The sequence below is a fragment of the Hyphomicrobium sp. genome (genome assembly GCF_041659645.1).
Classification (GTDB): domain Bacteria; phylum Pseudomonadota; class Alphaproteobacteria; order Rhizobiales; family Hyphomicrobiaceae; genus Hyphomicrobium_B.
Map to the genome: position 1 here is coordinate 381,427 of NZ_JBAZXX010000002.1, position 20,178 is coordinate 401,604.

Annotated in this window: 19 protein-coding genes; 14 read left to right on the plus strand and 5 right to left on the minus strand. The window is 61.4% G+C overall.

Going from position 1 to position 20,178, the window contains the following annotated elements:
• Positions 1-62: 62 nt before the first annotated feature.
• Together WC811_RS06870 and WC811_RS06875 are read right to left on the minus strand one after the other, a co-directional pair.
• Positions 63-1,808, minus strand: a complete 1,746-nt coding sequence (locus tag WC811_RS06870; protein WP_372642353.1) for a Clp protease — start codon at positions 1,806-1,808, stop codon at positions 63-65.
• 238 nt (positions 1,809-2,046) lie between these two features.
• Positions 2,047-2,733, minus strand: coding sequence for an SOS response-associated peptidase (locus WC811_RS06875; protein WP_372642355.1), 687 nt, complete (start codon positions 2,731-2,733; stop codon positions 2,047-2,049).
• 25 nt (positions 2,734-2,758) lie between these two features.
• Between WC811_RS06875 and WC811_RS06880 the strand changes: the two genes are divergently transcribed.
• Together WC811_RS06880 and WC811_RS06885 are read left to right on the plus strand one after the other, a co-directional pair.
• On the plus strand, positions 2,759-3,235 hold the full coding sequence (locus WC811_RS06880; RefSeq protein ID WP_372642357.1) for a TIGR02301 family protein: 477 nt from the start codon (positions 2,759-2,761) through the stop codon (positions 3,233-3,235).
• Between the two features lie 176 nt (positions 3,236-3,411).
• Entirely contained in the window at positions 3,412-3,657 is a 246-nt protein-coding gene (locus WC811_RS06885; RefSeq protein WP_372642359.1) for a hypothetical protein, read from the plus strand.
• Positions 3,658-3,708: 51 nt separating this feature from the next.
• Here the strand turns inward: WC811_RS06885 and WC811_RS06890 are convergent, their stop codons facing one another.
• Complete coding sequence (locus WC811_RS06890) at positions 3,709-4,368, minus strand: LysE family translocator (protein ID WP_372642361.1); 660 nt, start codon at positions 4,366-4,368, stop codon at positions 3,709-3,711.
• A gap of 14 nt (positions 4,369-4,382) precedes the next feature.
• Between WC811_RS06890 and WC811_RS06895 the strand changes: the two genes are divergently transcribed.
• Positions 4,383-5,081 carry a hypothetical protein gene (locus tag WC811_RS06895; protein ID WP_372642363.1) on the plus strand — a complete coding sequence of 233 codons (699 nt, stop codon included), beginning with the start codon at positions 4,383-4,385 and terminating at the stop codon, positions 5,079-5,081.
• A gap of 125 nt (positions 5,082-5,206) precedes the next feature.
• Complete coding sequence (locus WC811_RS06900) at positions 5,207-5,962, plus strand: L,D-transpeptidase (protein ID WP_372642365.1); 756 nt, start codon at positions 5,207-5,209, stop codon at positions 5,960-5,962.
• Between the two features lie 4 nt (positions 5,963-5,966).
• On the opposite strand, the gene WC811_RS06905 is transcribed toward WC811_RS06900, so the two are convergent.
• Positions 5,967-7,301: a dihydroorotase gene (locus WC811_RS06905; protein WP_372642367.1), complete on the minus strand. Its 1,335-nt coding sequence runs from the start codon at positions 7,299-7,301 to the stop codon at positions 5,967-5,969.
• Positions 7,302-7,383: 82 nt separating this feature from the next.
• Between WC811_RS06905 and WC811_RS06910 the strand changes: the two genes are divergently transcribed.
• The 8 genes from WC811_RS06910 (at position 7,384) to WC811_RS06945 (ending at position 14,842) form a co-directional block, all read left to right on the plus strand.
• Positions 7,384-8,283 carry a folate-binding protein YgfZ gene (locus WC811_RS06910; RefSeq protein ID WP_372642369.1) on the plus strand — a complete coding sequence of 300 codons (900 nt, stop codon included), beginning with the start codon at positions 7,384-7,386 and terminating at the stop codon, positions 8,281-8,283.
• Between the two features lie 11 nt (positions 8,284-8,294).
• A complete protein-coding gene (locus WC811_RS06915; protein ID WP_372643688.1) occupies positions 8,295-8,900 on the plus strand; it encodes a DNA-3-methyladenine glycosylase I in 606 nt (201 codons plus the stop codon).
• Positions 8,897-9,502, plus strand: a complete 606-nt coding sequence (locus WC811_RS06920; protein ID WP_372642371.1) for a YfbR-like 5'-deoxynucleotidase — start codon at positions 8,897-8,899, stop codon at positions 9,500-9,502. The genes WC811_RS06915 and WC811_RS06920 overlap by 4 nt, the downstream gene beginning before the upstream one ends.
• A 109-nt stretch (positions 9,503-9,611) precedes the next feature.
• Complete coding sequence (locus WC811_RS06925; protein WP_372642373.1) at positions 9,612-10,667, plus strand: NAD regulator; 1,056 nt, start codon at positions 9,612-9,614, stop codon at positions 10,665-10,667.
• Positions 10,668-10,880: 213 nt separating this feature from the next.
• A complete protein-coding gene (nadA, locus tag WC811_RS06930) occupies positions 10,881-11,939 on the plus strand; it encodes a quinolinate synthase NadA (RefSeq protein ID WP_372642375.1) in 1,059 nt (352 codons plus the stop codon).
• 37 nt (positions 11,940-11,976) lie between these two features.
• Complete coding sequence (locus WC811_RS06935) at positions 11,977-13,638, plus strand: L-aspartate oxidase (RefSeq protein WP_372642377.1); 1,662 nt, start codon at positions 11,977-11,979, stop codon at positions 13,636-13,638.
• A gap of 22 nt (positions 13,639-13,660) precedes the next feature.
• The gene (gene nadC / locus WC811_RS06940; protein ID WP_372642379.1) at positions 13,661-14,533 is read left to right on the plus strand and encodes a carboxylating nicotinate-nucleotide diphosphorylase; all 873 of its coding nucleotides are present in this window, start codon (positions 13,661-13,663) and stop codon (positions 14,531-14,533) included.
• Between the two features lie 75 nt (positions 14,534-14,608).
• Positions 14,609-14,842 carry a hypothetical protein gene (locus WC811_RS06945; protein ID WP_372642381.1) on the plus strand — a complete coding sequence of 78 codons (234 nt, stop codon included), beginning with the start codon at positions 14,609-14,611 and terminating at the stop codon, positions 14,840-14,842.
• On the opposite strand, the gene ppdK is transcribed toward WC811_RS06945, so the two are convergent.
• Complete coding sequence (gene ppdK / locus WC811_RS06950; RefSeq protein WP_372642383.1) at positions 14,839-17,550, minus strand: pyruvate, phosphate dikinase; 2,712 nt, start codon at positions 17,548-17,550, stop codon at positions 14,839-14,841. The genes WC811_RS06945 and ppdK overlap by 4 nt on opposite strands.
• A gap of 147 nt (positions 17,551-17,697) precedes the next feature.
• Between ppdK and WC811_RS06955 the strand changes: the two genes are divergently transcribed.
• Together WC811_RS06955 and WC811_RS06960 are read left to right on the plus strand one after the other, a co-directional pair.
• Complete coding sequence (locus WC811_RS06955; RefSeq protein ID WP_372642385.1) at positions 17,698-19,101, plus strand: M20/M25/M40 family metallo-hydrolase; 1,404 nt, start codon at positions 17,698-17,700, stop codon at positions 19,099-19,101.
• A gap of 58 nt (positions 19,102-19,159) precedes the next feature.
• Positions 19,160-20,131: a ribonuclease T gene (locus WC811_RS06960; RefSeq protein WP_372642387.1), complete on the plus strand. Its 972-nt coding sequence runs from the start codon at positions 19,160-19,162 to the stop codon at positions 20,129-20,131.
• Positions 20,132-20,178: the final 47 nt, after the last annotated feature.

Consider the following 20,178-nt stretch of genomic DNA (forward strand, 5'->3'; position numbering starts at 1 on the left):
GCTCAAGACATTTCCTCGACGAATGGTGAACGCGTGTGCCGAATTGGGACGAAATGCGGCCGTCAGCTTTCCGTTTGCCCGACGACCTTGAGGCGATGCTGATCCGTCTCGATCGTGGCGCGGGTCGACGGCCAACTGGCACTCATCCAGTCGTCGGTGCCGAACAGCCAATACATGAAGCGGTGGCGGCGGTGATAACGCTCAATGATGAAGCGGTTCATCGCATCCATGTGGGTGTTAAGCGCGCCGAGCGTCTCGGCGGGGAGCGCGGTGTCGCGATCGAGAGCGGCGAGACGGTTGATGATCGAGGCGACATCGTTCGCCGAATCCGTGCGCGCCTGATCCATCGAACCGGCGAGCGTGTGCTGGTTCTGATTGACCTTGAGGAGCGCCTCGTGGACTTCGGTGAGGTCTTGCGTGTAGGCCTGATGCTTCGCGGCTGCGGTTTCGATCTCGGCGGTTATGGCACGCTCGGCGCCGCTCACGCGTTCCGCAAGATTAATGACCAACTCGGACAGCGAACCATAATGCGTGTCGAACTTGCCGGAGAGGCCATCAAGGCTTCCCGATAAGCCTTCGATCTTGTCGAAGCCGCCGATGGTGTCGTCGCGACGGCCGTCACCGGCCGGGGACGCCAGCACAAGGCCGATGCCGTCTTCAAGGCGCGCCAGACGATCGCCGAGTTCGACAAATCCGCGTTGATCGCCGCCAAGCACCGCCTCTTCGATAACGTCCAGGCGATCGGCGATCGGCTTCAGATCGACGGCTTGCCGGATATCGTCGAGCGCGGCGCCGCCTTCCATTGGAACAGGTCGTTCCCGTATCGATGCTTCAAGTTCCTGCAGGCGAGCGGAGAGCACCAACCACGACTGAGACATCTCCTGGAGGCGAAGTTCGAGCCCGGCCTCGATATCTCCAAGCTTGGCGATGAGCGCCGACGGCTCGCCGGAGCTTGGAACACCGCCGTCGCGGAACGCTGATTCAAGCGAGCCAAGTCGATCGATCAAAATTGAATGCGTTCGGCCCTGATCGTCCTGGTGGGCGACGGTATCGCGCGCCAAGTCGCGCACGATGCCGGCAATCGCGTGACGTTCATTCGAGAGATCGTGACCGAGCGCGCGCACCGACTGCTCAAGAGCTTCGATACGTGAATTCTGCAGGGAGTCGGTCGGGGTATTGAGGTATTCGGTTCGATACGCCGGCCGCGCATAGTCGACGGAATAGCGTGGTGCGGCGGCGGGGGCGTAACGCGGTTCGGCGCGGGTCAAGGGCGGCAATGGCTCGGCGACGCGGGAGGCGAAACGCAGAAGCAGTTCGGAGGCGGTGAAATCCTGCCTGTGATCGAACAGCACTTGAAGGATGTCGTCGATCGTCACCGCTGCGTTGCGGCGGGCGGCGAATGCGGTCGCGAATTTCAGAACGTCAGCGAGTTCTTCGGAGCGGCGCGGAGAAACCGCTCCATTGCCGGGGACGGCGGGAATGTCGCCGGCGATGATCGTCGCCGTCTCGCGCTTCAGGGCGATGACGCGGACAGCATGCATTTCGAGCGCGGCGGCGGCCGCATCGAGACGCGTCATGGCATTGAGAAGATGCTCGACGCGAACTTCGCCGGCACGATGGGCGGATGCGATGTCGTAAGCTTGGTTGAAACAGGCGAGCACCGTCTCGTCGACGAGCACAGGGCCTGTAACAAAGGTTCCACGCTTGCCGTTCGCAAAAGCCGTTTCACCCGGAGGGATCACGTCGGCCGGCGCGGAGGCCCAGGTTTGCGGTGTCCTGAGATCAAGATCCTCGCCGTGGTACGCCATGTAACCGTCTCCCCTCTTCTCCGCGGCGCCCCGTCGGGCACCGACTCCCGCAAGCCAAAGAACCGCAGCCACCCCTCAGCTATTTACACGCCGATATCGGCAAGGTCTTGACTTTTAAGTTGGCATTTAGGTTAGCCCCGATTCATTTCGTCTGCGAGTCGCAAGGACGCCTTCGCTATATTTCCTTGGTAGCGTGCGGCAGAGGTGACCAATGCCGCCACTGCGAAACAATAAGGGACTACAGCAGGAGGCCTGACGACGCCGGCTCGTGGAGGTCCGGCCCTTCGGCGCGGGCATCGTTGAGGCGGGAACTGACGGCTGTGACGGTCAGGCGGCCGTCGGCGGAGGGTTTCAGGAGATTGAGCACGTGCTCGGCCGTTCCCGAGCGGCAATCGAGCCAACGCTCAAAGTTTTCCGGGTCGAGGATCAGCGGCATGCGGTCGTGGAGACGGGCCATTTCGGCGTTTGGCGCGGTCGTCAGGATCGCCATCGTCTCGATCTCGCTGCCGTCGGCGCCGAGCCACCCTTCCCAGAGGCCAGCAAGCGCAAAAAGTTCTCGGTTTTTCAAAGTAATGAGATGCGGCGTCCGGGCTGAACGCTTGCCGGTCCATTCGTAGAATCCGGTTGCCGGAATGAGACAGCGCCGGTGCCGCAGAGCACCGCGAAACGCCGGTTTCTCGGCTGCCGTCTCGGCGCGGGCGTTGATCAACGGCGAGCGCAGCACCGTGGGATCGCGCACCCAAGACGGAATAAGCCCCCAGCGCACGAGTTGAAGCTCGGGGCGGCCCTTGATGTCGCTTCTCGCAATCAAAACGGGCTGCGACGGCGCGATGTTGTAGCGGGGCGGGAAAGCATCGACGCCCGGCGTATCGAAGAGGTCACGCACCGCTTCCGGTGGAGATGTCAGACTATACCGCGAACACACCCCAGGCCTGTCCTTTTGATGCCGAATGAATCCGGAATATAAGCGTTGGCGGATTCGCCGCCAGGATGTGCTCGGCGAAACGACACTCAATGCGCAGGACGGAAATGTGAGACGTCACCGCCACAAGGTTTGCCAACGACTTCTTGTGCTTACCCTGGCATTGGGGACGGCGTGCGGCTCGGCAAGCGCGGCGTCCGACAGCAAGCCCTACGATGACCGACTGCTGCGCCTGTCGGAAATTCTCGGCGCCATCCACTACCTCCGCGAGCTTTGCAGCGCCAACGAGGGCCAATACTGGCGGGAGAGAATGCGCGAACTCATGGATGCGGAGGGCTCGACCGCGCTTCGCCGGGCGAAACTCACGCGTGCATTCAACCAGGGGTATCGGAGCTACAGCCGTACTTACAATACCTGTAGTCCGTCCGCGCAAACGGCGATCACCCGGTTCCTTTCTGAAGGTTCCGATCTCTCGGACAGCATGCTCAAAGCATTCCCGAACTGAAGCGTGTGGCTCGATCCTCGGAGCAACCGCTGTTTACCGAGCTAAATATCGTTTCTTCCCAGTTTACTGTGAATAGTGGCAGCTACGACCTATCGCAAAAGGCCATGCTAGGTGACAATGAAGGGGGGGCCGCCCATGTTCGGCGGTTGAGAGTTGAGGGAAGGATCGTAGACGGCATGGAGTGTTTCGAGGATATCGATACTAAAAATCCGACGCTAAAGGCGCTCGATCTTATCCTCGCTGCCTGGGACGAGGGCGTCGATACCGGCGTCGAGCCGCAACAGATGGCCTATGCGGCCCTGTTCACCGCGCTCACGGACCTCGTCGCGATCTATGGGGAAGATGCCGTCATTCACCTGACGCGGGGGCTGGAAAAGCGCGTCAACGAAGGGGAATTCACGCTGACGCGCCGCGACCAATAACGGGTAGGTGCAATCGGAAGCGACTTCGGCACCTTCGCTGTTCGACGCTTGTCAGAAATGCCCGGCCTTCCAGATCACTTCGGCGATCAAAACAAAACCGAAGATCGCGAGCAGACTGCCCGCGATCCGGTTGATGATGTTGAGCACGCGCAGGTCGATGCGATGCCGGTAGCGCCCGATCAAGTTCGAGAGGGCGACCCACCACAGCATGCTGCCGCCGGCAATCGCGGCAACCAGAAGAAGCACGTCGATCGTCGAATGCACCTCGACGAAGGTGCTGACGCCACCGAAGACCGCGAAAAGTCCGAGAACGGCGCCGGGATTGGTGATCGTCAGGAAGAACGTCTGTGGAATGTCCCAGACGAAATCCTTGAGGCGGGCCGTTGAACCATCGGCTTCGAGCTTTAGCCGCGGGGCGCTGAAATAGAGGCGCAATCCAAACCCGACCAGTGCGATGCCGCCGATGACCTGAATGAATGCGCGATGGGTCTCGACCACGCCCGAGACCGTGCCGACACCCAGGCCGGCACAAAGGGCGATCAGAGCATCGCCCGCCACCGAGCCAATGCCCGCCGCGACGCCGCCCCAAAATCCGCGCTCAATGGCGCGTTGAATGCATAGAACATTGACAGGGCCAACCGGGGCCGCAATGAGCATCCCCACCACGAGGCCGATTGGAATGATGAGTGGATTGGGGATGTAACTCAGCAAGGGAAAAATGCTCGATGTGGGACATGGATGTCGCCGGTGGGGCGCGGCTCGCACACATCGTCCACGACGACATGGATCGCCGAAAGGCGCAACAGCAACGGCGAGCGGTTCCCCAGGCGACTTCCCGAGTGACGTGGAAAAGACATCAACAGTTGGTCCAGCCCGTGTCCTTGATAAAAACAGCACATCTGATCCTAGTCGTACTGGCGGCTTCCGCGCTTGTCCATGTCTCGCGGGCGCGCGCCGCCGAAGCTGCCGACGGCCCGAAGCTACCCGCACACGTCGCGGATCTTCGCGACGCGATTCTAAGCGCGGCGCGTTCGGGCAACATCGAGGATTTGAATTCGGCGTTCGATGTCAGCGGCGCCGTTCCAGATCTCGGCGTTTCGCCCCGCTCGGACCCGATCAAGGCGTTGAAGGACCGATCGGAAGATCCGCAAGGGCGAGATACGCTCGCGGCCATGGTCGCAATTCTGGAAATGCCGCCTGTCGCCCTGCCACTCGGCAACGACATCGAGAACAATCTGATCTACGTCTGGCCCTATCTCTCGATGCGCTCGCTCGACAAGTTGACGCCATCCGAGCAGGTCGATCTCTATCGCCTCGTCACTCCGGCGCAGGCAGCGGAAATGCGGGAAAAGAAGCGCTGGCTGTGGTGGCGTCTGGTGATCGCTGCAGACGGAACATGGACGATGTTCAAGAAGGGGAATTGAAAGTCCTCACTTTTTCGGTGACGTTCGACTTGCATATCCGCCAATTGCCGCAGTGGGGTGGTCAGCCCCGCAGCTTGACTGTATCCCGCTCATCATACTTCACTTGAAGAGCGAGGGTTAGTTCAATGAAGAATTTGTCGCTTCTTGCGGCCGTTATTTTGAGTTGCAGCATTGCCGCTCCGGCTTACGCCTTTCATCCCGCAGACGAAACGTATGGCTACGTCGCGCCGAAGAAATTCAATCATAAGGAGCACCCAACGGCGCAGACCGACGACGCGGCGCTGTTCGGCATGGGATGGGATTGGGGCAGCCCGCAAAAAAAGCGCGACGACAAGGACGACGACGAGCGCGCGGACAACAAGCAGACCCTGACCGGCGGCGGCCAGCCGCACATCTCGGCGAAGGCTCCGCCGAAAGTGTCATTCCGCAGCGGCTATGGCGCCGGTTCGATCGTTATCGATACCGCGGGCCGTCAACTCTACTACGTGCTCTCATCGACGACGGCGTACCGGTATCCGATTGCCGTCGGCAAGCAGGGCTTCGCCTGGTCCGGCACCGAAAAAATCTCAAGGAAAGTTGCGTGGCCCGATTGGATCCCGCCAGCGGAAATGCGCGCCCGTAAGCCTGGCCTTCCCGTGCGGATGTCCGGCGGCGTTCGAAACCCGCTCGGCGCGATGGCGCTTTATCTCGGCAACACGCTCTATCGGATCCATGGGACGAATGAGGCGTCGTCGATCGGCACGGCGTCATCGTCGGGCTGCATCCGCATGACCAACGGCAACGTCACGCATCTCGCGGGCCTCGTGGATGTCGGCACCACCGTCTACGTGTTGAAGCGGCTGCCGCCAAACCTGTCGCGCATGGCGGATCGCGACGGCTGAGACTTCAGCCGGGGTAGCCTTCGAGGAAACCGACGGGCTCCCCGCCAGCGGGGGCGATGATCTCGCCCTCCCACATCACTTTCCGGCCGCGGACGAACGTCCCGACCGGCCACCCCTTCACTTTCACGCCGTCGTAGGGCGTCCAGGCAGCACGGCTCTCGATCCAGCGATCGGTGATCGTCTCGGTGCGCTTCAAGTCAACCACGGTAAGATCGGCGTCGTAGCCGACAGCGATGCGGCCTTTGCCACGAATGCCGAACAGGCGTTGGGGTCCGTGGCTCGTGAGGTCAACGAAGCGCTGCAATGACAAGCGTCCGGCGTTGACATGATCGAGCATGATCGGCACCAGCGTCTGCACGCCGGTCATGCCGGAATGGGTGTCGGGATAGACGTGGTCTTTCTCCTCACGGGTATGCGGCGCGTGATCGGAGCCGAGAACATCGACGACGCCGGATTCCAACGCGGCCCAGATCGCCGCACGATGGCGCGCGTCACGAACGGGCGGGTTCATCTGAACATAGGCGCCGAGACGCTCGTAGCATTCCGGCCCTTCGAGCGTCAGATGATGAGGCGTGACTTCAACTGTCGCGTAATTCTTATGGTCCCGGACGAATTCCATCTCATCCGCAGTCGAGACGTGCAGCACATGGACGCGCTTGCCGTGCTTCTCGGCAAGGCCGACGAGTTTCTTCGTTGCGATCAGCGCCGCTTCGGGGTCGCGCCACTCGGGATGCGATGACGGATCGCCCTTGCGGCGCAAATGCATTCGCGCCTTCAAACGCGCTTCGTCCTCGGCGTGAAACGAGGCGCGGCGCGAAATCTTGGCAATGATCTTGTCGAGCGAAACGCCGTCATCGACGAGGAGATCGCCGGTCGAGGAGCCCATGAAGACTTTCATGCCCGCCGAGCCTTCGAGTTTCTCGAAGTGCGGAATGTCGGCGATGTTGTCGCGGGTGCCGCCGACGAAAAATGCAAAGTCGCAGAACATGCGATGACGCGCGCGGCGGACCTTGTCTGCCAGGGCTTCGGCGCTGGTCGTCAGCGGCTTGGTGTTCGGCATCTCGAAAACCGCCGTTACACCCCCAGCGACGGCGGCGCGACTTCCGGTCGCCAGATCTTCCTTGTGTTCGAGGCCGGGCTCGCGGAAGTGAACCTGCGTGTCGATGACGCCAGGTAAAACGTGGAGGCCGTCCGCTTCGATGATCTCGGGTGCGGACGCGGCCCGAAGGTCGCCGATCGCAGCAATTCGCCCGGCGGAGACGGCAATATCGCGGACCGCCTCACCGTCATGGTTGACGACGGTCGCACCGCGAATCACGAGGTCGAACGTCTCAGCCATTTCGTGGAACTCCCCGGTCTTGCTATCGAGAGGAACCCCGCATACGTAACTCTCTCCCCGTTTGCAACCGAGGCGTGAGCCAATGTCTGCCGCAAAGATAGCGCGACTTGCCGACCGCGGCGTCGTCAGCGTGACGGGCGCCGACGGCGAAAAGCTGTTGCAGGGTCTCGTAACCAACGATCTCGAAGACCTTGCGGAGGGCGAAGCGCGCCACACCGGCCTCCTCTCGCCGCAGGGAAAGATCCTGTTCGACTTCTTCGTCGTGCGGCACAACGACGGATACCTGCTCGACGTGGCCCGCGCCAAGGCCGGGGATCTCGCCAAGCGGCTGTCGCTGTACAAGCTCCGCGCCGATGTCGCGATCACGGACGTTACCGAATCTTTCAACGTCTACGCAGCGTGGGGGACTGATTCGAAAAAGCTCGTCGACGGGCGCGGCATTTCGTTCAAAGACCCGCGGCACCCGACAATCGGCCTAAGACTTTTGTCCAATAGTGACGAGATCGCGGCGACGCCCGGCGGGGGCGAACAGGGTGGCGATTCGCGCCGCGACTACGATGCGCTTCGCGTTCAATCCGGTATTCCGGAAGGCGGCAAAGATTACGAATTCGGCGACGCCTATCCGCATGAAGCCGATTTCGATTTGCTAAATGGCGTTTCCTTCACCAAAGGCTGTTACGTCGGGCAGGAAGTCGTCGCGCGGATGCAAAACAAGACTGTCGTCCGCAAGCGCGCCGTTAAGGTTTCCGGCAGCGCTCCGCTCTCCCCTCATACCGATATTCTTCTCGGCGACATCCCGGTCGGGCGGATCGGTACTGTGGATGGAACAGATGCCATCGCTATGCTTCGGCTCGACCGTGTTATCGAAGCCGAGAATAAGGATCAGCCGTTGACCGCAGGCGGCGTCATCGTCACGCCGGACGACGTCGCGGTCGGGCGATATCGCGCCTCCGCGGCGGCACGAACTTCAACCGCGCTTTAGACATCATGATGATGAAATCGAAAGAGATAAAACGCTGCACCTGGACCGGCGCCGATGCCGACTACATCCACTACCACGACGAAGAGTGGGGCGTGCCGATGACCGACGAGCGCGCGCTCTTCGAGAAGCTGACGCTGGAAGGATTTCAAGCCGGCCTGTCGTGGATCACCATTTTGCGCAAGCGTGAGAATTTCCGCGCGGCGTTCCATAACTTTGATGCCGAGCGTATTGCGCGCTACACGGCGCGAGACATCGAACGCCTGATGAAAAACGAAGGCATCATTCGCAATCGCGCAAAAATCGAAGCTTCAATCTCGAACGCGAAGACTTTTCTCGCGATTTCCGAACGCATGCCGTTTTCGCAGTATTTATGGGGCTTTGTTGATGGTCGCCCTATCATCAACGAGATAACATCATCGAAGGAGATTCAGGCCGAGAGCGACATCTCCAAGAAGATGAGCAAGACGCTCAAGGCCGATGGCTTCCGCTTTGTCGGATCGACGACGCTCTATGCCTTCATGCAATCGACGGGCATGGTCAACGACCACCTCGTCACGTGCTTTCGCCATGCTCCGTGCGCGAAGCTTCAGAAGAAATTGAAGATCGCCGGGCTATGACGTCGTCGCGCAATCCGCCGAGGGCTTGGCAGCGAATGCTCTCCGGCCGACGGCTCGATCTCCTTTCTCCCGATCCAAAAGACATCGAGATCGAAGACATCGCGCATGGGCTGGCGCGCGTCGCGCGGTGGAACGGCCAGACAAAAGGCGCGCATGCCTTTTCCGTCGCGCAACACAGTCTCGTCGTAACGGATATCGCTCATGCGCTAGTGCCGGGGTTTTCTTCGAAGGAGCTGCTTGCGGCGCTTCTGCACGATGCGCCCGAATACGTCATCGGCGATCTCATAAGCCCTTTCAAAACGGCGATCGGGCTGGACTATAAATCGTTCGAACTCAACCTCCTCCAAGCGATCTATATACGGTTCGAAATTCCGGATCTAAGCCTTGAGGCGGCGGCTGCGATTAAACAAGCCGATACGATCGCGGCGTACTACGAAGCAACTCGTCTTGCGGGCTTCGAACGGTCTGAGGCCGAACTTTTTTTTGGAATTCCGAATTTACCATCGGAACTTCATGGCGGCCTGAACGTATTGAAAGCCGTATCGGCGACTGATGCCCAAACACGCTTCCTTGCCAAGTTCGCGGAATTGTTGCCGCACTGACAATCTGGCGTTTTTGGGGCTGTTTCACGGTTTTCGTTTCGCAGGCCTATCTGAAAATCGCCATGATCGACGACTAGCTCGCCTCATGGGGAGCACGGGGAAGATACAGATGAACATGGAACTTTCTGGCCGGAGAAAGCCGACGCCCGACAAGTCTCAGCGAGCTCCTGATGATGAGCAAGATCACGAGCCTTCCGTCGGTATTGGCCTCAACGCGGCGATCGTCGCCGTATCCGATAACGAACCGGTAGCGCTGGTCGTCCGGGGTGAGCCTGACAGCATCGGTGCTACCGATATGTTGCCATACGGGCCGTTCAATCCGCGCGAGCATCGCACGCTCGAAGGCGGCCTGAGATCATGGGTTCAAGACCAAACGGGTCTAGAACTCGGTTATGCCGAGCAGCTCTATACGTTTGCCGATCGTGGCCGACAGGCGGATGCGGACGATGCGGCGCCGCATGTCGTTTCGATCGGTTATCTCGCCCTCACAACGGCTGTTGGACACCATGGGCTGACAAATGGCCTTTGGCGTAGCTGGTATCAGTATTTCCCATGGGAAGACTGGCGCCGCGGACGGCCCGAGATCATTGCGCGGGATATCGAGCCACGCCTGAAAGCTTGGGCGGAGAAGTCTGCGTCGACGTCAGCCGCGCAGACACCCACTGCGCGTGCCGATCGCGCCCGCATTTGCTTCGGCCTGGACGGCACCGCCTGGGACGAAGAAAAAGTTCTCGAGCGGTTCGAACTGCTCTACGAAGCCGGCCTCGCAGAAGAGGCTGCGCGGGACGGGCGCCCGGCAGCGCGGGAATGGACCGACCGGCCGAAGCTCGGCCTTCCGATGCAGGCGGATCATCGGCGGATCCTAGCAACCGCGATCAGCCGGACGCGCGCCAAGATCAAATATCGCCCGGTCGTATTCGAGCTGATGCCGGACGAATTCACGCTGTACGAGCTGCAGAAGACCGTGGAAGCCATTCTCGGCCCGCACCTTCACAAACAGAACTTCCGTCGACTCGTCGAAGGCGCGGGCCTCGTAGAGCCGACTGGAGACGTGAAAACGCGCACTGGCGGCCGACCGGCCAAGCTTTTCCGGTTCCGCCGCGAGGTGCTTCTTGAGCGGCCTGCTCCTGGCGTCAGGGTCTCCGCGCCGCCGAGCCGGAGCTGATACGACGTTCGTTTAATACCTGGCGTCTAAAATCCGGGCCTTAAATATCCGGGGCGGAACCACCGCCCTGGAAATTCGTTCTCAAATCTACTATTTTAAAGCGGACTAGAGTGCTCGTATTGAGCATTCCAGACGGGGCGTGTGCGGCGGGTTTGCCGGCGTGCTTCACAAACTAAATATGCTCTCTTGGAGCATATGTGGAGGGCAAGGGCGATGGTTTCTGCGGTTTCAGCATTGGCTCGTGGTTCCGAAACGCGAACCGGCGGCAAGGCGCCTGTTGCCTATTCGTGGTCTCCTGCCCTCGAAAAGGAGATGGCGCCGCTTTATGCGCGGGTTCAGCACGTCATTACACCGATGGAGTGGCCGCACTACGCGCCGCTGATCAAATCGATCAATGCGGTCAAGGAGCAGCGCAACGCCGTCATCTTGGCGCACAATTACATGACGCCCGAGATCTTCCACTGTGTCTCGGACTTCCGCGGCGACTCGCTACAACTCGCGAAAGAAGCGGCACGCACCGACGCCAAGGTTATCGTTCAGGCTGGCGTGCACTTCATGGCGGAAACCTCGAAGCTGCTTTCCCCAGAAAAAACCGTTCTCATACCTGATATGCGCGCGGGTTGCTCGCTCGCGTCATCGATCACGCCGGAAGACGTTCGCATGCTTCGCGAGGCGTTTCCTGGCGTGCCGATCGTGACCTACGTGAACACCTCGGCGGCGGTGAAAGCCGAATGCGATATCACCTGCACCTCGGCCAACGCCGTGAAGGTTGTGGAAAGCCTCGGCGCGCCACGCGTTTTGTGCATACCAGACCAGTATCTCGCGAAGTGGGTGCAGTCTCAGACGAAAGTCGAAGTGATCGCCTGGAAAGGCGCGTGCGAGGTCCATGAGCGCTTCACGGGCGAAGAACTCGAACGTATGCGCGCCGATGAACCGGGACTTAAAATCATCGCGCATCCGGAATGCCCGCCCGACGTGATCGCAGCGGCAGACTTCACGGGATCGACGTCCGGCATGATCAAGTGGGTGAAGGACAAGCAGCCTCTGAAGGTGATGCTCGTCACGGAATGCTCGATGGCGTCGAACGTTGCCGTCGAAGCGCCCGACGTCGAGTTCATCCGGCCGTGCAATCTCTGCCCGCACATGAAGCGCATCAGCCTGGAAAACATCTACGACAGCCTCGTGCATATGCGTCACGAGGTGACCGTCGACGCCGATGTCGCCGTGCGTGCGCGTCGTGCCGTCGAGCGCATGGTCAATCTGACGAACTAAGCGCTTGGGGTTCACTTCCGCCCAGGAGGGCAAGCTCATGGCCGCATCGAAAACGCTACCCGCCACAGCGGACTTCAAAGGTTTCACTGGAGAACCCGGACCCGGCGATGTCGCAATCATCGGCGCCGGACTCGCGGGGCTCTTCACGGCGCTGAAGCTCGCGCCGCTGCCGGTGACGGTGATCGCCGCGGCGCCACTCGGCGAAGGCGCTTCGAGCATGTGGGCGCAGGGCGGCATCGCGGCGGCGGTGGGCGAAGGCGACAGCACGGCGAAGCACGCGGCGGATACGATCGAAGCCGGCGCTGGCATCGTCGATGCCGGCGTCGCGCGTCTCGTGGCGGAGGAAGGCCCCGATCGCATTCGCGATCTCTTGGGATACGGCGTGCCGTTCGATCGCGACCTTGAAGGCCATTACATGCTTTCGAAAGAAGCGGCGCATTCGGAAAAGCGTGTCGTCCGCGTTTCGGGCGACAAAGCCGGCGCGGCCATCATGCAGGCGCTTATCGCGGCTGTGCGCGCAACACCGTCGATCCGTGTGCTCGAAGGCTACGAGGCCGACGATCTCATCGTCGCGAACGACCGCGTCGAAGGCGTTCGGCTGATCCGCCCTACGACGCTCGGCAATGGCCGCTATGCGTTCGTTCCGGCATCGGCTGTCGTGCTCGCGACGGGCGGCGTTGGCGCGTTGTTCGCGTTGACGACGAACCCATCCTACGCAAAGGGCGAAGCCCTGGCGATGGCGGCGCGCGCCGGCGCGGTGATCGCCGATCTCGAGTTCGTGCAATTCCATCCGACAGCCATCGACGCCGGGATCGACCCAGCGCCATTGGCGACGGAAGCGCTGCGCGGCGAAGGCGCTACGCTTATCAATTCAGACGGCGAGCGCTTCATGCTGGCGATCGATCCCAGGGGCGAGCTTGCTCCTCGCGATGTCGTCGCGCGTGGCGTCTACAATGAGATTAATGCCGGTCGCCGGGTCTATCTCGATTGCCGCGCGGCGATCGGAGCGCACTTCGAAAAAGAATTTCCGACGGTCTGGGGACATTGCCAGCGCGCGGGCATCGATCCGTCGAAGGATTTGATCCCGGTCGCGCCCGCCGAGCATTATCACATGGGTGGGATCGCCGCCGACAAGCACGGTCGCACCAGCCTCACGGGGCTCTGGGCCGTCGGCGAAGTTGCATCGACCGGCCTGCACGGCGCCAACCGCCTCGCGTCGAATTCATTGCTTGAAGCCGTTGTTTTCGGCGCGCGCGCCGCAGACGACATTCGCGCGCTTCTCCCGCACGACCGCATCGGACACTTCGTCGTGCCGCATCGCATTCCCGGCAGCGGCCGAGCCGCCGATACGGCATCGCGGCAGGAGGCGATGACGTCGCTGCGGTCGATCATGACGAAGTACGTCGGTGTTCAACGCTCAGGAAAAGGGCTGAAGGCCGCGCTCGTTGAGTTAAAGGCTCTGACCGCAATCAGCGCCAATGACCGCGTGCTCTCGAACATGCTGCTGGCGGCTCGACTGATCGCAACGTCCGCGCTGTTGCGTAAGGAAAGCCGCGGCGGTCATTACCGCACCGACTATCCGCGCACGAACGCCGCACTCGCGCACCGGTCATTCGTTATGCTCGCGGATATCGACGCGCTGGAGGAACCGCCGAAGCTTCGTTCGGCCGCACGGCCGCTCACCGCGGTCGGTTCATGACAGCGACGATAGATTTTTCCACATGATGCTTTCACACAATCTCGTGCTTTCGGCCGTCCGCAGCGCGCTCGACGAAGACCTTGGGCTTAGCGGCGATATCACGACCAACGCAACGGTCGGGGCCGACGTGCGCGCGGATGCGCTGCTGGTGGCGCGAAAGCCAGGCGTCGTATCGGGTCTCGCGCTTGCCGAAGCCGCATTCCGGGAACTCGATCCCGAGTGCGTCTTCGAAGTGACTATCGACGAGGGGCAAAGCATTACGGCGGACGATACGATTGCGCGCATCAGCGGCAATGCCCGCGCCATTCTGACGGCCGAGCGCGTGGCTCTCAATTTCATGGGCCGGATGTGCGGGATCGCGACGCTAACCCGGCGCTACGTCGAGGCGATCGCGGGCACACGGGCGAAAATCGTCGATACCCGCAAGACGACGCCGGGGCTACGCGTGTTCGAGAAATACGCGGTGCGCTGCGGCGGCGGCCACAATCATCGTTTCGGGCTGTTCGACGCCATCCTCATCAAGGATAATCACATCGTCGCCGCCGGAGGGGTTGCGGAGGCGGTCAAGGCCGCGCGAGACGCCGCCGGGCACATGACGAAAATCGAGGTCGAGGTCGATACGCTCAGCCAGCTCGATGTCGTCATGCGGGAAAAAGTCGACTGCGTGCTGCTCGACAACATGAATCCGGCGGAGTTGCGCAAAGCCGTGACGATGGTCGCCGGGCGCTGCCTAACGGAAGCTTCGGGTGGCGTTAACCTCGATACCGTCAAGGAAATCGCCGCGACCGGCGTTGATTTGATCTCGGTCGGCGCGCTGACCCATTCGGCGCCCGTTCTCGATCTGGGGCTCGATTTCGTGACGCCTTCAAAAAAGAGTTTGGGCGGCGCTGCTTGAATTCGCCATAGTCGGCTCGCATCTGGCTGATCGTGGTAGAAGCGAATCTCTCGCGCGGTTGGGGAGGATCGGGAAATGTCCGTCGCAATGCAATGGATCGTGCTCTGGGGCGTCACCGCCATCACGGCTTCGATTTTGGGCGGCATTTTCGCGAGCATCAAAAATCGCGACACGTCCCATTGGATCGCATGGGGCTTTCTCGTGCCGCCGGTCGTGCTGTGGCTGCTGCTGCTGCCGCGTAACAAAGGTCCGCGCCCGCGCCGGCCGACGCTTGACGAGATCGACCGTCACGAAAACGGGCCGCTTTAAGACGCGGCCTGCTCCCGCCGCTTACGTCGGATGACCGCTTGCGCCGCTGACAAGCGCGCTATCGGCACGCGAAAGGGCGAACACGACACGTAATCGAGATCGACGGTTTCGAAGAAAAAGATCGAGCGCGGGTCGCCGCCGTGTTCGCCGCATATTCCGGTCTTTAACCCCGGCTTGGCCGAGCGTCCTCGTTCGACGCCGATCTTCACCAACTCTCCGACACCGGCCTGATCGATCGATACGAAGGGATCGGTCGTGATCACCTCGTGCTCGAGGTAGTTCGACAGGATCGGCGCGGCGTCGTCGCGCGATAGACCCAACACCGTCTGCGTCAAGTCGTTGGTGCCGAACGAGAAGAAGTCGGCGCCCTTGGGTCCGGCTGCGATATCTGCAGCGCGCAGGGCTGAGCGTGGCAGCTCGATCATGGCGCCGATATCATAAGCGATGACGACGCCCGTTTCCGCTTCGATTGTCTTCGCCGTCGACTCGATGACGTCGCGCAGCAGATCGAACTCGCGGCGATAGGCGATGAACGGAATCATGATTTCCGGATGCACGGCTTCGCCGGTTTTCTTTTGCGCATTGATCGCGGCTTCGAAGATGGCGCGAGTCTGCATGCGCGTGATTTCCGGAAACTTGATCCCGAGGCGGCAACCACGGAAGCCGAGCATCGGATTGAATTCCTGAAGCTCGGCGACGCGGGCTTTGAGGCGCATCAGGTCCATGCCCAGCGCCGCCGCGACTTGCGCCGCTTCGCGATCCTCGTGCGGCAGGAATTCATGCAGAGGTGGATCGAGAAGCCGGATCGTCACCGGCAAACCGGCCATGATCTCGAACAGCTCTTCGAAGTCGGCGCGCTGAACGGGCAAGAGCTTGTCGAGCGCCTGCTGGCGGCCTTCCTCGTCTTCGGCGCAGATCATCTCGCGGACGGCGAGAATGCGTTTTTCCTCGAAGAACATATGCTCGGTGCGGCAAAGGCCGATGCCTTCGGCGCCGAAGGATCGCGCCTGGCGGGCGTCACGGGGGGTGTCGGCGTTGGTACGCACCTTCATGCGGCGCGTCTTGTCCGCCCATTCCATGACAGTCGCGAACGCGCCCGAAAGCTGCGGCGGCAGCATCTTGGTCTTACCCGCGTAAACTCGGCCGGTGCTGCCGTCGATCGAGATGATGTCGCCGGATTTGAAGGTGCGAGCGCCGGCACGCATGGTTCCCGTATTGGCATCGATGCGAAGCGTGCCCGCGCCCGACACGCACGGCCGTCCCATGCCGCGAGCGACGACCGCCGCATGGCTCGTCATGCCGCCACGGGCCGTCAGAACGCCGACGGCCGCGTGCATTCCGTGAACGTCCTCCGGGCTCGTCTCTGAGCGGACAAGGATGACCTCCCGGCCCTTGGCCTTCAGGGCTTCCGCCATTTCCGAATGAAAGACGATCTCGCCGGAGGCGGCGCCCGGCGACGCGGGCAAGCCTTTCGCGATCAGGTCGTGCTCGGCAGCTGGGTCGATGGCGGGATGCAGCAACTGATCGAGCTGCGCCGGTTCGACCCGCAGAACGGCTTCCTCCTGCGAGATCAACCCTTCCGCCGCCAGATCGACCGCGACACGGAGCGCCGCTTCGGTGGTGCGCTTGCCGGAGCGCGTCTGCAGGATCCAGAGCTTGCCGTTCTGCACGGTAAATTCGACGTCCTGCATGTCGCGATAGTGGCGTTCAAGACGGTCGAAGATCTGCTTCAACGCAGCAAAGACGTCGGGCAACGCGATTTCGAGCGACGTCTCGGGCCTTCCCGACGCGCCATCCTTCGTCAGCGCGTGCGGCGTACGAATGCCGGCGACGACATCCTCGCCCTGCGCATTCGGAAGATATTCGCCGAAGATTTCCCTTTCGCCCGTCGACGGGTTGCGCGTGAAGGCAACGCCCGTCGCGGAGTTGTCTCCGAGGTTGCCGAAGACCATCGCCTGGACGGTGACGGCGGTGCCCCAGTCTTCAGGGATGTCATGGAGCCTGCGATATGTCTCGGCGCGCGGGTTATGCCAGGAGTCGAAAACGGCCGCGATCGCGCCCCACAACTGTTCGTTGGTGTCCTGCGGAAACGGAGCGCCGTGCTCGCGCTCGATTGCGGCCTTATAGTCGGCGATGATTTCGTGCCAGGCCTCCGCATCGAGGTCGGTGTCGGCGGAAAATCCGTTCAGGTTCTTAAAATTCTCAAGAATATCCTCGAACGCGCCGTGATCGACACCGAGGACGACGTCGCCGTACATCTGGATGAAGCGGCGGTAGCTGTCGAAGGCAAAGCGGGAATCGCCGGTCAGCGCGGCAAGGCCCTCGACCGTCTTGTCGTTGAGACCGAGGTTCAGAATCGTGTCCATCATGCCGGGCATCGACGCCCGCGAGCCGGACCTTACGGAGACCAGCAGCGGCCGCGATTCGTCGCCGAACTTGGCCGACACCGTGTTGCCGACGACGTCGAGGGCCTGCATCACCTCGCCTTTCAGTTCCTCGGGCAACTTGTGCCCTGCGGCAAAGAAGGCCTCGCAAACCTCAGTCGTAATGGTGAAACCCGGCGGCACCGGGAGGGCAAGCGTCGCCATCTCGGCGAGATTGGCTCCCTTGCCGCCTAGAAGCTCGGACATTTGCGCGCTGCCTTCGGCGTTGCCGGGCACGAACGCGTAAACCCATTTCCTTTTGCCGTCGGCGTGCGGCTGTGCCATCAGACCTCCGATGCGGTCTTCATGCTGCCCATCATTCCCGCCAAGGAGTGATCGGTATCAGGGAGAGGTGCCATAGCAAATGAGGCTCGGCATTCCTAGCGCCGCCTGATCCGCCGAAGCTGGCAACAAGTCGGAAAGTCTACCAGGATGAGCAAGCTCGAAACCGTTCTCGATACGCTGGGCCAATCGAAGCCAGCAGGACTTGACCGCTTATTCGAGCTTTTGCGCATCGACAGCGTCTCGACTGACCCGAAATATAAGGCAAGTTGCCTGAAGGCGGCGGAGTGGTGTGCGGCGACACTCAAAGACATCGGTTTCGTGGAAGCTAAGGTTGTGCCAACAAGCGGTCACCCCATGGTGGTGGCGCACGACCGCGTCAAACGTGACCCGAACCTACCGCATGTCCTGTTCTACGGCCATTATGACGTGCAGCCGCCGGATCCCCTCGACCTTTGGAAAACCGCGCCGTTCGAACCGCGCATCGAGAACGATCCGGCGAACGGCGAAGTCATCGTGGCGCGGGGTGCGGAAGACAACAAAGGTCAGCTGATGACCTTCTTCGAAGCGGCGCGCGCTTGGAAAAAAGTCGCGGGCGAATTGCCCATCGCGGTCTCGGTGTTGATCGAGGGCGAGGAAGAATGCGGTTCGCCGTCGCTTCCCGCGTTCCTCGCGTCTCATGGCGACGAGCTCAAGGCCGATCTGGTGCTGGTGTGCGATACCGGGCAATGGGACAAGGACACGCCCGCCATCACGACGATGCTGCGTGGGCTCGTGGGCGACGAACTCGTCATTACCGGGCCGACGCGCGACCTTCATTCCGGCATTTACGGTGGCCCCGTCGCGAACCCCATTCGCGTGCTGGCGAAAGTCATGGCGGCGCTGCACGACGACACCGGAAAAATCGCGGCTCCAGGCTTTTATGACGGGGTCCAAGAGCCGACCGCCGACCAACTCGCGCAATGGCAATCGCTCGGGGTCAGGGCGCAATCGTTCCTTGGCTCGGTCGGCCTGTCGGCGCCAGCGGGCGAGAAGGGCCGCTCGGTCATCGAACAGCTATGGTCGCGGCCGACACTCGAATTCAACGGCGTAACGGGCGGTTATCAGGGCATCGGATCGAAGACGGTGATTCCGGCGAAGGCGTCGGTCAAGATCACGTGCCGGCTGGTTTCGGGCCAAGATCCCGAGCATGTCATGGCATCCATTCGCGATTACGTCGCGACGCTCATCCCCGCCGATTGCAAAGCCACCTGGCTTGGCCATCATGGCTCCGGCGCGATCATGTTCGATACGAACGATCCTTCGATGCGCGCTGCAGCGAAGGCGCTCGAAGAGGAATGGGGAAAGCCCACCGTCCTGATGGGAAGCGGCGCATCGATACCCATCGTGTCATCGTTCCGCGATGCGCTCGGCATGAACAGCCTGATGGTCGGCTTCGGATTGGACGACGATCGCATCCACTCGCCCAATGAGAAGTACAATATTCGAAGCTTCGAGAAAGGCGCACGCAGCTGGGCGCGCATCCTCGCGGCGCTCGCCAAGCCACAGGCTTAGATCGAAACGACTGTTCAGCGTACGTTGCATTCCCAAGGCCGCAGCCCGAGACGAAGACATGCTCAGACCTCACCTTCTTCTGACGATCTTGGTGTTCGTCGCGCTCGGCGCCTACGTTGCCCACTTTATGAGCGAGCAACGGACATTGCAGCCGTTGCCGGGCAGCACCGTCAGCGGTGGCAACGGAACCACAGGGTCGAGTGCGGGCACGATCGGAACAGCAAATTCCAATCGCGCAAATGGCGGCGGAGGAAATAGTTCCCGCCCGGACAAGCAGGCATATAACGACGACGATCGGAACTGGGGCGGCAGCGCCAACGACGATCAAAGCGGACAGCGAGACGTTCCAGGCCAATTCGACTATTACGCGCTGGTGCTATCGTGGAGCCCGACCTACTGCTCCGACAAAGGCCAGGACGACGACACGCAGTGCAATCGCCGCGACGGCCGACGCTATTCCTTCGTGTTGCATGGTCTCTGGCCGCAATACGACAACGGCTATCCGTCAAACTGCAGAACACCGCGGCGGCCTTTCGTGCCTGACACTGTCATCAACAACATGCTCGACATCATGCCGAGCCGCGGCTTGGTCATTCACGAATACCGGACACACGGCACATGCTCGGGAATGGACCCGGGGGGGTATTTCGCGTTGGCGCATCGGCTTTTCGACGGAATCAATATTCCGGAGCGGTTCCAAAACCCGTTCGAGTCCCAGATCGTATCGGCCGCCGACGTCAAACGCGCATTTCTTCAGGCCAACCGACAGTTCGGGCCGGATATGATGACCGTCGTTTGCGGTGGTGCGGGCGGCATGCTGCGGGAGGTGCGGCTTTGCTTGTCGAAGGACGGCGCTCCACGCAACTGCGGTCAGAACGAAAACCGGCGTAATCTCTGCAGCGCCAATCAGGTGTTCGTGCCGCCGTCGCGTTCGACGGCGCGAAACCAGCTGAACGAGCAGCCGGTGCAGCTACCGACGTTACCGTACACGAATTCCCGCGGCGCCGATCACCTCCCCGGCCCGCAATGAACGTCATTGCTGGATGGCGCGCGTAGGTGAAACCTTTCTTGGCGGCA